This window comes from Kitasatospora sp. NPDC005748, from assembly GCF_040630735.1.
Taxonomy (GTDB): Bacteria; Actinomycetota; Actinomycetes; order Streptomycetales; family Streptomycetaceae; genus Kitasatospora.
The window spans coordinates 135497-149088 of the sequence record NZ_JBEXYD010000007.1 but is presented as its reverse complement, the minus strand read 5'-3'; the positions used below and the strand labels follow the sequence as shown (position 1 = coordinate 149088).

Sequence of the window (13592 nt, the reverse complement as noted above, 5' to 3'; positions counted from 1 at the left end):
GAATGGCCGTGAGTGATCTGGACCGTACCGGCCTCGCGACGGCGGGCCCTGCCGTACCGACCCAGGCGAGCGTTCCCGGCCTCGCCGCCAACGACGAAGCGCACCCGAAGGACGCCCACCGGATGAGCCAGCCGACCGAGCCGACGTCTGATCCGTCGCCCACGCCCTCGCCGCCGTCCGCGGCCCCGGAGTCCCCGGTGCCCGACGCGGCCGAGGCGCTGCGCGGTGCGGTGCCCTCGCAGGCGCCGCACCGTTCGGGGGCGCCGGACCGGGAGGCGGCCCGGGCCCTGTTCGTCCGGCTGTCCGCGCTGCCCGAGGGCTCCGCGGAGCGCGTCGAGCTGCGCAACCAGCTGGTGCGGATGCACATCCCCCTGGTGGAGCACCTGGCCCGGCGGTTCCGCAACCGGGGCGAGCCGCTGGACGACCTCACCCAGGTCGCCACCATCGGACTGATCAAGTCGGTGGACCGCTTCGACCACGAACGCGGGGTCGAGTTCTCCACCTACGCGACGCCGACCATCGTCGGCGAGATCAAGCGCCACTTCCGGGACAAGGGCTGGGCGGTCCGGGTACCGCGCCGGCTCCAGGAGCTGCGGCTGTCGCTGACCACGGCGACCAGTGAGCTCTCCCAGCGGCACGGCCGCTCCCCCACCGTGCACGAGCTGGCCGAGCACCTGGGGATCTCCGAGGAGGACGTGCTGGAGGGCCTGGAGTCCGCCAACGCGTACTCCACGCTGTCGCTGGACGTCCCCGACAGCGACGACGAGTCGCCGGCCGTGGCGGACACCCTGGGCGCCACCGACGAGGCACTGGAGGGCGTCGAGTACCGCGAGTCCCTCAAGCCGCTGCTGGCCCAACTGCCGCCCCGGGAGCAGAAGATCCTGGTGCTGCGGTTCTTCCGCAACATGACCCAGTCGCAGATCGCCGCCGAGGTGGGCATCTCGCAGATGCACGTCTCCCGGCTGCTGGCCCGTACCCTGGCCCAGCTCCGGGAGAAGCTCCTGGTGGAGGAGTAGGACTGACGGCCGCTCAGCGGCCGCCGTCGCCGGCCCTCCGCGCTCAGCCCTCGTGCGGAGCGTAGAGGGCCGTCGTCGCCTTCGGGCTGAGCAGGGCGCCGATGCCGGCCAGCCCGAGCAGGCCGATCGCCGCCCCGACGGCCACCATGGCGCCGCCGGTCTGCCACATGTAGTAGGCCACCGGCAGGCAGATCGAGTTGGTCAGCACCGCCGGGCTGCGGCCCCAGCGGCGGCCCTTGAGCAGCGCCCGGGCGGCCAGCAGCGGCAGCACGCCGAGCAGGACGATCACGAGGCCGCCGAACTCGTTCAGCGCGAACTGCCTGGAGTCGCCGGACACGGCGGACACCATGTCCCAGACGCCGACGACGGCGAGTGCGGCGCCCTCCAGGGCGGTGATGGCGGCGCCCGCGGTCAGGGCCGCCGGCCGGTCGGCGCCGGGCGCGGGTACGGGTGCGGAGGATTCTGCGGTCACTCCAGCAGGGTAGCCGCCGGTTGGTCCGTACCGCCCCGTAGGCTGAGCACATGCGCGCTCTCCTGGTCGTCAACCCGAAAGCGACCACCACCAGTGGCCGCACCAGGGATGTCCTGATCCATGCCCTGCGCAGCGACCTCAAGCTGGAAGTGGCCCAGACGGAGTACCGCGGCCACGCGCGCGACCTGGCCCGCGAGGCGGTCGAGGACGGCGCCGTCGACCTGGTGGTGGCCCTGGGCGGCGACGGCACGGTCAACGAGGTGGTCAACGGACTGCTGACGCACGGCCCGGGCGAGAAGGTCCCCCGGCTGGCCGTGGTGCCCGGCGGGTCGACCAATGTGTTCGCCCGCGCGCTGGGTCTGCCCAACGACCCCGTGGAGGCCACCGGGGCCCTGCTGAACGCCCTGGACCAGCGCCGGGAGCGGCCGATCGGCCTGGGCAAGGCGATGACGGAGGGGCTGCCGGACCGCTGGTTCACCTTCACCGCCGGCCTCGGCTTCGACGCGGGCGTGGTGGGCCGGGTGGAGGAGCAGCGCCGAGCGGGGCGCAGGTCGACCCACGCGCTCTACGTGGGGCAGGCGCTCCGGCACTACGTCACCCAGCGTGAGCAGCGCCGATCGGGCCCCGTCACCCTGCAACTGCCGGGCCGGGCGCCGGTGCCGGGCCTGGTGCTGGCCATAGTCAGCAACACCTCGCCGTGGACGTTCCTGGGCAACCGCCCGGTCTATCCCTCCCCGCTCGCCTCCTTCGACACGGACCTCGATGTCTTCGGCATCACCCGGATGACCGCGTTCGGCACCGCTCGAACGGTCCGTCAGATCCTGCGGTCGCACACGCCTTCGGCCGATGGCGCCGCCCCTGTCGGCCCGTCCGGAAAGCACGTCGTCTCCTACCACGACGCTCGGCACTTCACCTTGGTTTCGCAGGAACCGGCCCCATTCCAGGTGGACGGGGACCACCTTGGAGACAGGAGTCGCGTCAGTTTCACAGGCGTACGGCGGGCACTGCGTGTGATTGTGTGACTGGAAGGAGGGTTCTCCCTTCTTCTCGAACGCACAAGCCCCCTTCACTCCATAGAAGTACTGGCTGTGAGCTAGGCGACACCGAAGAATCAAAAATTCCTCCCTGAAGGGGGTTGTATCCGGGCCCGAGGTTTGCGAACCTCTACATGGCGATCGGGACACATCGCAGCGACGGCAACCACAGACCCTGGCGGGTGCCGACCGCGGAGTGTCCCTCGAATCGCCGAATCCCTCCCCAGCACAGACCACCCGGGCCCGATGGGCCTTTGGTCTCTTTTGCTGTTGCGGGATTCGTGAAAGCGTTCACATTCACAAGCCATCGATTATGCCGATCGGGTCACCCCCGCCGGCAGGAGGAGTTGGACGACCATGGACTGGCGCCACCGCGCTGTCTGCCGCGAAGAGGACCCGGAGCTTTTCTTCCCGATCGGGAACACCGGTCCTGCTCTGCTGCAGATCGAGGAAGCCAAGGCCGTGTGCCGCCGCTGTCCGGTCATGGAGCAGTGCCTGCAGTGGGCGCTCGAGACCGGCCAGGATGCCGGCGTCTGGGGCGGTATGAGCGAGGACGAGCGTCGCGCGATGAAGCGCCGCGCTGCCCGCAACCGCGCCCGCACCGCCTGATCACACGCCGTAACACCAGCAGTGACCGCAGTGCCGATCAACACATGATCAAGGGCTTCCCTGCACTTCCTGGCGAAGCCTTCCGTACAAAGGGCCTTGCTCGACACGGTCCGACGACACCGGGCCGCCCAGGCACTTGATACTGTTCACTTAGAGCAATATTGTGGAGCTGAGGCGCTCACCGTGTGCAACGCACCGGTGAGGTGTCGTATCACCCAGAGCCCCCGTTCCGGCCGACTCCCCCCGACGGCCGGAACGGGTTGAGAGGCCCTGTCGACCCACCCCCCCCCCGGTCGACAGGGCCTCGTTTCTGTTTCCGCGTCCGGTCACGCGCGGCGGCCACCCGCCGTTCGGGGCGCTTCCCGATGGCCACCTGCGGTGGTGCGGAGGTGCGCACCCGGCGCCCGTTGCGGGTACACGCCCCCGACGCACTCCACTGCGCCTCGGGTGCCGCGCCGTGTCCGTCGAGCCGGGACGGCTCAGGGCACCGGGATCTCCAGGATCACCTTGGTGCCGCCGTTCGGTCCCGCCACCATGTCGAAGGTGCCGCCCAGCTCCCCGGTGGCCAGGGTCCGGACGATCTGCAGCCCGAGGTTGCCCGCCTGCTGCGGGTCGAAGCCCTCCGGCATGCCCCGGCCGTCGTCCTGCACGGTGATCAGCAGGTACTCCTCCGGCCGGGCGCCGCCGTTCCAGCTGTCCGACCAGCCCATGCCGGTGGCCGGAGCCCGCCCGCGCAACGCGCTGACCTCCAGGTTCCCGGAGGCGGACGGTCCGAAGGCGTGCTCCAGCGCGTTCTGCAGCAGCTCGGTGAGCACCATCGCCAGCGGGGTGGCCACCTCGGCGGAGAGGATGCCGAAGCTGCCGCTGCGCCGGGTCGCCACCCGGCCGTCCTGGGACAGCTCCATCACCATGGCCAGCACCCGGTCGGCGATCTCGTCGAAGGCGACCTGCTCGTCCAGCGCCTGGGAGAGCGTCTCGTGCACGATCGCGATCGACCCGACCCGGCGGACCGCCTCGTCCAGCGCGGCCCGGCCCGCGTCCGAGTCCATCCGGCGGGACTGCAGCCGCAGCAGGGCCGCCACCGTCTGCAGGTTGTTCTTCACCCGGTGGTGGATCTCCCGGATGGTGGCGTCCTTGGTCATCAGCTCGCGGTCGCGCCGCCGCAGCTCGGTGACGTCGCGGCAGAGCACCAGGGAGCCGGTCAGGGTGCCCTTGGGCTTCAGCGGGATCGCCCGCAGGGTCACCACCCCGCCCTGCACCTCGACCTCGGTCTGGCGCGGCGCCCAGCCGCTCGCCAGCTTCACCAGTGCCTCGTGCACCGCCGACCGCGAGGGCGGGACCAGCTCGGCGGTGGCCCGGCCGAGGTGGCTGCCGACCAGGTCGGTGGTGAGCCCGAGGCGGTGGTAGGCGGAGAGCGCGTTGGGGCTGGCATAGGTGACGATGCCGTCGGCGTCGAGCCGGATCAGGCCGTCGCCGACCCGGGGGGCGGCGTCCATGTCGGTCTGCTCGACACCGTGGTACGGGAACGTCCCGGCGGCGATCATCTGGGCCAGGTCGGAGGCGCTCTGCAGGTACGTGAGTTCGAGCCGGCTGGGGGTGCGGACGGTCAGCAGGTTGGTGTTGCGGGCGATCACGCCGAGCACCTTGCCCTCGCGCCGCACCGGGATCGACTCGACCCGGACGGGCACCTCCTCGCGCCACTCCGGGTCGCCCTCGCGCACGATCCGCCCCTCGTCGAAGGCGGCGTCGAGCAGGGGCCGGCGGCCGCGTGGGACGAGGTGGCCGACCATGTCGTCCTGGTAGGAGGTGGGCCCGGTGTTGGGCCGCATCTGGGCCACCGAGACGTACCGGATGCCGTCCCAGGTGGGGATCCACAGGACCAGGTCGGCGAAGGAGAGGTCGGAGAGCAGCTGCCACTCCGAGACCAGCATGTGGAGCCAGTCCACGTCGGCACCGGTCAGGGTGGTGTGGCGGCGGACGAGTTCGTTCAGCGAGGGCACATGGCGAGCGTAGCTCCAGGTCCCGGGCGCGGACGTGGCGCACCCGCCCGCGCGCGGGTCGCCGCAGGTTGTCCAGACCAATTTTCGGGGTCCCCTGGACAACCCAGATTGGTCTAGTCCACAATGAAAGAGCACCAAGGAGAGGCCGCCGCGCAACTGCCCTGACCGCGCGACGCCGCTCCTCGGTCGGATACCGCCGAGCGAGGACCCCGCACAGTTCTCGGTCGTCCCGGTACCCGACGACAGCTCCGGGCTGCGGTGCCGCATGGGTTGAGGGTCCCGTGTCGGCGCCGTGGCCCGTAGTGCTTCCCGCCCCCGGCCGGGGGCGCTCCCCGCCCCGGCGGGACACCCGCGGACCGCTCCGGCCGCTCAAACGCCGCACCCCCGTCCACGGCCCGTGGACGGGGGTGCGGCGTTCGTGGCGCCCGCGCTCAGTGCGTCTCGGTGACCTTGGCCAGGGCGCGCGGGGCGTCCGGGTCCTGGCCGCGGGCGATGGTGACCTCGTAGGCCAGCAGCTGCAGCGGCAGGATCTCCAGGATCGTCTGGACCTCCTCGGGTACGCCGGCCGGCAGCACGAAGCCCGCCGAGGCGGCGTCCACCTGCTGCCGCTGGCCGATGACCACCAGGTCCGCGCCGCGGCCGCGCAGGCGGTCCAGGACCGGCTGCAGGGCCTCCCCGCCCTTGCCCTCCGGGACGATCGCGATGACCGGGGAGACGTTGTCGACCATGGCCAGCGGGCCGTGCAGCAGATCGGCGCCGGAGAACGGGGAGGCCGGGATGTAGGTGGTCTCCATGAGCTTCAGCGCCGCCTCGCGGGCGGTCGGGTAGCCGTAGCCGCGCGAGGTGATGACCAGGCGCTGGGCGAAGCGGTAGCGCTCGGCCAGGGCCTTCACCTCGGGCTGCCGGGCCAGGATGCCGGCGGCCAGCTCCGGCAGCTCGCGGGCGGCCGTGCCGTCGCCGCCGCGCAGGCCCTCGACCAGCAGGTAGAGCGAGAGCAGCTCGGCGGTGTAGGTCTTGGTGGCGGGCAGCGCCTTCTCCGGGCCGGCCAGCACGTCGATGTGGAACTCGGAGACCTCGGCGAGCGGCGAGGAGGCGTTGTTGGTGACCGCCAGCGTGATCGCACCGGCCTCGCGGGCCGCCTTGGTGGAGGCGACGAGGTCCGGCGAGCCGCCGGACTGGCTGACGGTGACGACCAGCACGTCCGTGAGGTCCGGTTTGGCGCCGTACGCGGTGGTGGTGGACATCGAGGTCAGACCGGCCGGCTTGCCGAGCAGGATCTCGACCAGGTACTTGGCGTAGAGCGCCGCGTTGTCGGACGTGCCGCGCGCGGTGAGCAGGACGAAGCGAGGGTTGCGGGCGGCGATCCGGGCCGCGATGTCGAAGATCTTCGGGGCGCCCTCGTCGAGGATGCGCCGCAGGACGGCCGGCTGCTCGGCCATCTCCGCCGCCATGATCCGGCCGGGGACGGGAGCAGTCTGCGGGTCGGACATCAGGATGTGCCTCCGATGAGATGGTTCGACCCCGCCCGGACGGGGATGCCCGGCGAGGACCTCTACGGCGGCGAGTCCGCACACTCGCTGCGGTGGTTCCGTGATTCCTGCGGCAATCGTACGGGGAGTCCCCCGCGCGGCACATCCGAGAGCCCCTCCCGGTGGTCCGGAAGGGGCTCTCCCCGGGGCGCCGGCCCCGCCGGCGCGGCTCAGCCCTGCTTGTTGATCAGCTGGTCGATCGCGGCGTCCGCCTCCTTGGCGGCCTGGTCCACCGGCTTGTTGCCCTTGAGGATCGCGGTGAGCATGTCGGGCAGGATCTTCTGCTTCTCGATCGCGCCCCAGCCCGGCGCCAGCGGGGTGAACCAGGCGTCCGGCACCGCGTTGGCCGCGGCGGCGGTCGCCGGCTTGCTCTTCAGCGGGTTCAGCTGGGTGAGGTTGTTCGGCAGGATGTCCTTGTCCGCCAGCGCCTGCTGGGACTTGGTGCTGGTGAACATCCGGACCCAGTCGGTGGCCAGCGCGGCCGACGGCGACTTGGCGGTGACGGCGAGGTCCGAGCCGCCGATGAAGGTCGGCAGCGGCTTGCCGCCCGGGCCGGGCATGGTGGCCAGCTTGACGGCGTCCTTGAGGGTCGGGTCGCCGGTGACCGGCGCGGTCACGCTGGAGGCCTCGTAGCCGTTGCCGTAGAAGGCCCCGGCGTGGCCGCGGGCCATCGCCTCGAACTGGTTCTGCTCGTTGACCGCCAGGTCGCCCTTGTTGTACTTGCGCACTAGGTCGACGAAGTGGTTCAGCCCCTGCTGGGACTTCGGGTCGCTGAGCGTGCCGTGCCAGTTCCCGGCGCTGTCGAAGCGGGCGATGGCGCCGCCGTACGCGGAGACGTAGCTCATCGCGGCGTACCAGTACGGGCCGGGCAGGTAGAGCGCGGAGTAGCCCTTGTCGGCCTTGTTCTTGTCCGCGACCTTGTCCAGGGCCGCCTTGAGGTCGTCCTCGGTCTTCGGGAACTCCGCGCTGCCGGTGGCCGTCTGGAAGGCCGTCGCGTTGTAGATGGCGACCCGGGCACCCGCGTAGTACGGCACGCACCAGAGCTTGTCCTGGTAGGTGCAGGTGTTGGCGAGCGCCTTGATCCAGGCGTCCGAGTTGTCGAAGCTGGAGCGCTCCACCGGGGCCAGCGCGCCGGCGAGCACGTACTTCATGGTCTCGGTGTTGCCGAGCTCCACCACGTCGGGGGCGTTGCCCTCGGCGAGCGCCTTGTCCAGCTTGCCGACCTTGTCGGCCCACCCCTGGTAGGCGAGCCGCAGGGTGACGTTGGGGTACTTCGCCGCGAACTCGTCGTTCACCCGCTGCACGAGGTCCGGCCAGTTCTTCTGGGCGTCGTCCATCAGCCAGACGGTGACCGTGCCGGTGGCGGACTTCGGGTCCGCCGTGGCGGCCTTGCCGTCCCCCGAGGGCGAGCCGCCCGAGGAACAGGCCGTCAATCCGGCGGCGAGCGCCAGGATCCCGAACGTCGCCATGAGCTGACGCTTCTTCACGCCATCCTCCGAGGGTGCTAGAGCCTGTGCCCGCCGGCAGCGTGATGGCGCGTCCGCCGGGAGGGATCCGGGCGGGGACGGCGAAGTGCTTCAGGAAGGGCCTATACCACATCCGGTGAGGTTGAAGTTCGAACCGGATGGACTGGAGCCTGGCCTAGACCACTGGCGGTGTCAACGCCAAATGGCCTGGCCGACAAGGACGTTGCAGACCTGTTGTAGCCCGTGGCGATCAGTTGCGACGTCATCACCCTAAGTAGAACTTAAGGCTGTCTTAAGGCTGATTTGAGGGAACACCGTCATCTGGGAACGCCGCAGGGCCAACGGCGTGAAAACGGAACGGGCCCGTCATGCGCCATGCGCATGACGGGCCCGCTCGCGGAGGCCTTCCCGGCCCCCGGGGTCACGGTCCGATGGGACCTCAGCCGATCGCTCCCGACTGGCCGGTGAGCACCTCGACGGCCGCCAGCCCGCAGACCCGGGCGGCGCCGTGGGTGGCGATGTGGAGCGCGCCGACCGGCTCGGACTGCGGCAGGCCCATCTCGACCACCGCGGCGTCCGGGCGGGCCGCCACCAGCCGGGACAGCGCGGCGGACATCCAGGCGTAGCGGTGCGCGTCGCGGACCACCAGCACCAGGCGGCGGCCCTCGGCGCCGGCCACCACCTCGGCGACCAGCGCGTCCAGCTGCTCCGGGGCGGCGTCCTTCGGACCGACCTCCCGGGTGCGGGTGCCGGGGAAGCGGTCGGACAGCATGTCGGCCACGCCCCACGGGGTCACCGCGCCGACGGCGATGTTGGGCTCGTCGGAGAACGAGGCCACGTACGGGCGCTCGGTCACCGGCAGGGCCTCCCGGCCCGGTGCCCGGACCACCCGCAGCGCGCGGCGGGCGGCCCGCAGGCCGACCGCCAGATCGGGCTCCAGCCGCTCACCCTGGGCCGCGATCCGGCCCCAGCTGCCGAGCGCGCGCACCCGGTCGGCGGCTTCGGCCAGCCGCTCCTCCGGGAGCTTGCCGGCCCGCACGCCCGCCACGATGGCGTCGCGCAGCAGCAGCACGGTGTCCTCGTCGGCCAGCCCGCCGCCGACGCAGATCGCGTCCGCACCGGCCGCCAGGGCCAGGACGGTGCCCTCGCCCATGCCGAAGGTGTCGGCGATGGCGCCCATCTCGATCGCGTCGCTGACGATCAGGCCCTGGTAGCCGAGGCCGCCGTCGGCCGGGGCCGCGCGCAGCAGGTCGCGCAGCACGCGGGGGCTGAGCGTGGCCGGCAGCTTCGGGTCGAGCGCCGGGATCATGATGTGGGCCGTCATCACGGCCTTGGTCCCGGCCGCGATGGCGGCCTGGAACGGGATCAGGTCGCGGGCGCGCAGGGTCGCCAGGTCGACGTCGATCACCGGCAGGCCGTGGTGCGAGTCGACCGCGGTGTCGCCGTGCCCGGGGAAGTGCTTCGAGCAGGCGGCCACGCCGGCCGACTGCAGGCCCTCGACCCAGGCCGCGGTGTGCCGGGCGCACAGCTCCGGGTCGGCACCGAAGGAGCGGACGCCGATCACCGGGTTGCGCGGGTTGGAGTTGACGTCCGCGGTGGGCGCCCAGTTGTAGTTGACGCCGGCGGCCGCCAGCGCGCGGCCCAGCTCGCGGGCGACGTCGCGGGTCAGCGCCGGGTCGTCGATCGCGCCGAGGGCGAAGTTGCCCGGCCAGGAGGAGCCGGAGCCGGCCTCCAGGCGGGTGACGTCGCCGCTCTCCTCGTCGATCGCGATCAGGAGGTCGGGGTTCTCCTCGCGCAGCGCCCTGGTGAGCGCCGACAGCTGGTCGAGACCGGTGACGTTGCGGTCGAAGAGCGCGACCGAACCGAGGCCGGCCGCGAGGTGGCGGCGGACCCACTCCGGGGGCTCGGTGCCGACGAAGCCGGGCTGCAGGACGGTCAGCGCGTCACGGTGCAGCTGGTCGCTGGCCGGGAGGGTGGGGACAAGGATGCTCACGTCGCGTCAGCCCTTCACTGCACCGTCGGTCAAGCCACCGACGGCCTTGCGCTGGAGGAATACGAAGAGGATCAGCACCGGGAGGGCGAACAGCGTCGAGGCGGCCATGGTGGCACCCCAGTCGGTGCCGAAGTTGGTCTGGAACGAGGACAGCCAGAGCGGCAGGGTCTGCCCCTCGGTCTTGTTCAGGATCAGGACCAGGGGGAACTCGTTCCACGCGGTGATGAAGCCGAACAGCGAGGTCGACATCAGGCCCGGGGCGAGCAGCGGGAAGATCACCTTCACGAAGGCCTGGGTGCGGGTGCAGCCGTCCACCATCGCCGACTCCTCCAGCTCCTTCGGGACGGCGGCGATGAAGCTGCGCAGCGTCCAGATGGTGAAGGGCAGGACCATCATCATGTAGAAGGCGGTCAGCGGGACCAGGCTGTTCAGCATCTCGCTGTCGCGGGCGATCAGGTAGACCGCGATGGTCATGACCTCCCAGGGCGCCATCTGCGCCGCCATCACGACCAGGACGAAGGCCTTGCGGCCGCGGAACCGCATCCGGGCGATGGCGAAGGACGCCAGGGTCGCGATCACCAGCGAGATCAGCACCGCGACGACCGTCACCGTGAAGCTGTTGGTGACGTACGTCCAGAACTTGGGCGCGTTGACCGCCGTGGTGAAGTGGTCGAACGTCGCGTGGATCGGCAGGAAGACCGGCGTCCGGCTGACGATGTCCTTGTCGTCCTTGAAGGCCGTGATGACCATCCAGTAGACCGGGAAGATGAAGAAGACGAAGAGGACGAGCGCGATCACGTTCGGCCAGGTACGTCCGATGAGCGAGCGCCTCACAGCTCGTCCTCCTGCTTCAGAATGATCCGGAAGTAGTACGCCATCAGCACGCCGAGCATCAGGATGGTGAGCACCGCGATCGCGGCGCCGGTCCCGTAGTGCTGGGCGCCGGAACCCTCCAGGAAGGCGTGGACGGGCAGCGTCCGGGTGAGCGAGTCGGGACCGCCCGCCTTGATCGCGTAGACCTGGGTGAAGGCCTTGAAGACCCAGATGACCTCAAGGAAGGTCGTGGCCAGGAAGAACGGCCGCAGGCTGGGGAAGATCACCGAGGTGAAGATCTTGGCGGGGCCGGCGCCGTCCATCCGGGCCGCCTCGTAGAGCTCCTTCGGGATGGTCGTCAGACCGGCGTACATGTTGAACGCCACGAAGGGGATCGAGCCCCAGACGATCAGCAGGATGATCACGAAGAAGGTGGAGTACTGGCTGCCGGTCCAGTTGTAGGCGGCCATCGAGTGCCAGCCCAGCTGGTCCAGGAACCAGTTCACGACACCGAAGCGGGTGTCGAACAGCCAGGTGTAGACGGTGGTCGCGGCGACCACCGGCATGGCCCAGGCGAGGAGCAGGCCGACCGAGAGCACCAGCCGCATCTTCTTGCCGAGCCGGTTGAGCAGCAGGCCGACCAGCGAACCGCCGACCATGATCAGGACCACGTTGACCAGGGTGAACGCCACCGTCCGGCCGGTGACCGCCCAGAAGTCGGCGTTGGTCAGCTGCTCGGTGTAGTTCTCGAAGCCGTTCCACTCGGTCAGGTGCTGGACGAGCTGGCGCGCGTTCAGGTTCTGGAACGAGACCAGCACGGTCTTCAGCAGGGGCCAGCCCAGCAGGCCCAGGGTCACCACGGTGGCCGGCAGCAGCAGCAGGTACGGGGCGAACCGCGTGCCGAAGCCCGGTCCGCCCGCTGTTCTGGTGCTCTTCTTCGGAGTGCCCTCGGCGCCGCCGGCGACGCTCGTCTCAATAGTGGCCACAGCAGCCTTCCCTGTGTCCGGGGACTGTGTCTGCACCCGCTCCGAATGCACAGCCATCGTTCTCTCTTCCTGGAACCTGACCACGACGGACAGGCGTCGCCCACCGGCCCCCCGCCGGGGGCCGGTGAGCGACGCCGCTCGACTACTACTGCTTGGCGTTCAGACGCTTGGCGATCTCGTCGTCGGCCTTCTTGGCGGCGGCGGCGTAGTCACCGGTCAGGGCGCCGGTCAGGAACTCCTTGATGGGGTTCGGGTTGTTCTCGACGCTCGCCCAGTTCGGCGTGGTCGGGGTGATCCCGCCGGAGGAGGCGGCGACCTTGGCGGCGGCGGCGAAGTCGCCGACCACCTTGTCGTCCAGCGACTTCTTGTTCGGGATGCTGCCGGCACCCGCGACGAGACCCTCGTTCTTGTCGTTGAGGGCGATCTTCAGGAAGTCCTTGGCCATGTCGGTGTTCTTGCTCGCCTGGGCGATGGCGAGGTTCGAGCCGCCGAGGAACACGCCGGAGGCCTTGTCGGCGGTCTTGCCCGGGAGCGGGAAGTAGCCGATCTTCTCCTTCGGCATCTCCTTCTCGGTCGGGATCTCCCAGCCGAGGCCGATGATCGAGCCGATGTCGCCCTTGGCGAAGACGTCCTTCTGCTGCGGCTTGGCCTCGTCACCGTCCTTGGCGGCGGTGGCCGAGTAGCTCTGCAGCTTCTTGTAGGTGTCGAAGGCCTTCTGCGCCTCGGGGGTCGACAGACCGCCGGCCCACTTGTCGCCGTCCTTCTTCGCCAGCTTGCCGCCCTCGCTGGTGAGCAGACCGAAGTAGGTGTACCACTCCTGGCCCGGCATGTAGATCGGGTCGGTGACGCCGGGGACGGCCTTGACCTTCTCCAGGTCGGCGTAGAACTCGTCCAGGGTCTTCGGCGGCGTGGTGATGTTCGCCTTGCCCCAGATCTCCTTGTTGTAGGCGACCACGCGGTTGGTCACGAACCACGGGGCGGCGTACTGCTTGCCGTCCAGGATCGCGGACTCGCTCTGGTTGTCGTTCCAGTCGGCACCGCCCAGGGCGGCCTTGTCCTTGGTGATGTCGAGGAGACCACCGGTGGCCGCGTAGCCCGCGGTCTGGGTGTTGCCGACCTCGAGGACGTCGACCGAGCCCTCGGACAGCGCGGCGGTGACCTTGGGGCCGATGCCGGTCCACTCCTGGATCTGGTACTCGACCTTGGAGCCCGGGTAGGTGGACTCGAACTCGGTCTTGACCGCGTCGTCCCAGCCCTTGGGGGCCGAGCCGGACATCAGCCACACCTTGAGCGTCTTGCCGCTGTAGTTCTTGGCGGCGGACGAGGACGAGCCGGCCTTGTCGCCGTCGCTCTTGGCGTCCGAACCACAAGCCGCCAGGCCGACGACCATTGCTGCGACGCCGACCGCCGCGATGAGCTGACGCTTCACGCCATCCTCCTGAGGGATGCCTGAGTGACCCCCGTCGGGTGGCAGCGGCAGACCCACATAAAGCGGGAGGAAAGGTGCCGCGGACCCCATCGAACGGGTGGGGGGATTCATAGTTACCGATCTAGTGGTGTAGACCAGATGCCTGGAGCTTGGCCTAGACCAATGGGCCTGTCAACGGCTCTTAGACCGATCCGGACCACCCGTTATCAAGCCGACACCGCACATCGTTCATCGCGTGATGAGGT

Annotated in this window: 11 protein-coding genes; 3 read left to right on the top strand and 8 right to left on the bottom strand. The window is 70.2% G+C overall.

Going from position 1 to position 13592, the window contains the following annotated elements:
• Positions 1 to 8: 8 nt before the first annotated feature.
• A complete protein-coding gene (locus tag ABZ495_RS08525; protein WP_329489556.1) occupies positions 9 to 1016 on the top strand; it encodes an RNA polymerase sigma factor SigF in 1008 nt (335 codons plus the stop codon).
• A 43-nt stretch (positions 1017 to 1059) separates the two neighbouring features.
• On the opposite strand, the gene ABZ495_RS08520 is transcribed toward ABZ495_RS08525, so the two are convergent.
• A complete protein-coding gene (locus tag ABZ495_RS08520) occupies positions 1060 to 1488 on the bottom strand; it encodes a hypothetical protein (protein ID WP_359803210.1) in 429 nt (142 codons plus the stop codon).
• A 50-nt stretch (positions 1489 to 1538) separates the two neighbouring features.
• On the opposite strand from ABZ495_RS08520, the gene ABZ495_RS08515 reads away from it, so the two are divergent.
• Complete coding sequence (locus ABZ495_RS08515) at positions 1539 to 2510, top strand: diacylglycerol kinase family protein (RefSeq protein WP_359803212.1); 972 nt, start codon at positions 1539 to 1541, stop codon at positions 2508 to 2510.
• A 369-nt stretch (positions 2511 to 2879) separates the two neighbouring features.
• Entirely contained in the window at positions 2880 to 3131 is a 252-nt protein-coding gene (locus ABZ495_RS08510) for a WhiB family transcriptional regulator (protein ID WP_014138019.1), read from the top strand.
• Positions 3132 to 3610: 479 nt separating this feature from the next.
• On the opposite strand, the gene ABZ495_RS08505 is transcribed toward ABZ495_RS08510, so the two are convergent.
• The 7 genes from ABZ495_RS08505 to ABZ495_RS08475 all read right to left on the bottom strand — a co-directional run bounded on the left by ABZ495_RS08505 (position 3611) and on the right by ABZ495_RS08475 (position 13347).
• Entirely contained in the window at positions 3611 to 5131 is a 1521-nt protein-coding gene (locus ABZ495_RS08505) for a PAS domain-containing sensor histidine kinase (RefSeq protein WP_329489553.1), read from the bottom strand.
• Positions 5132 to 5562: 431 nt separating this feature from the next.
• A complete protein-coding gene (locus ABZ495_RS08500) occupies positions 5563 to 6621 on the bottom strand; it encodes an SIS domain-containing protein (RefSeq protein WP_359803214.1) in 1059 nt (352 codons plus the stop codon).
• Positions 6622 to 6830: 209 nt separating this feature from the next.
• A complete protein-coding gene (locus ABZ495_RS08495) occupies positions 6831 to 8147 on the bottom strand; it encodes an extracellular solute-binding protein (RefSeq protein WP_359835001.1) in 1317 nt (438 codons plus the stop codon).
• 418 nt (positions 8148 to 8565) lie between these two features.
• Positions 8566 to 10119, bottom strand: a complete 1554-nt coding sequence (locus ABZ495_RS08490) for a glycoside hydrolase family 3 protein (RefSeq protein ID WP_359834999.1) — start codon at positions 10117 to 10119, stop codon at positions 8566 to 8568.
• A gap of 6 nt (positions 10120 to 10125) precedes the next feature.
• A complete protein-coding gene (locus ABZ495_RS08485) occupies positions 10126 to 10953 on the bottom strand; it encodes a carbohydrate ABC transporter permease (RefSeq protein ID WP_329489549.1) in 828 nt (275 codons plus the stop codon).
• Positions 10950 to 11975, bottom strand: coding sequence for a sugar ABC transporter permease (locus ABZ495_RS08480; RefSeq protein WP_329489548.1), 1026 nt, complete (start codon positions 11973 to 11975; stop codon positions 10950 to 10952). The genes ABZ495_RS08485 and ABZ495_RS08480 overlap by 4 nt, the downstream gene beginning before the upstream one ends.
• 88 nt (positions 11976 to 12063) lie before the next feature.
• Positions 12064 to 13347, bottom strand: coding sequence for an extracellular solute-binding protein (locus ABZ495_RS08475; RefSeq protein WP_329489547.1), 1284 nt, complete (start codon positions 13345 to 13347; stop codon positions 12064 to 12066).
• Between the last annotated feature and the right edge of the window lie 245 nt (positions 13348 to 13592).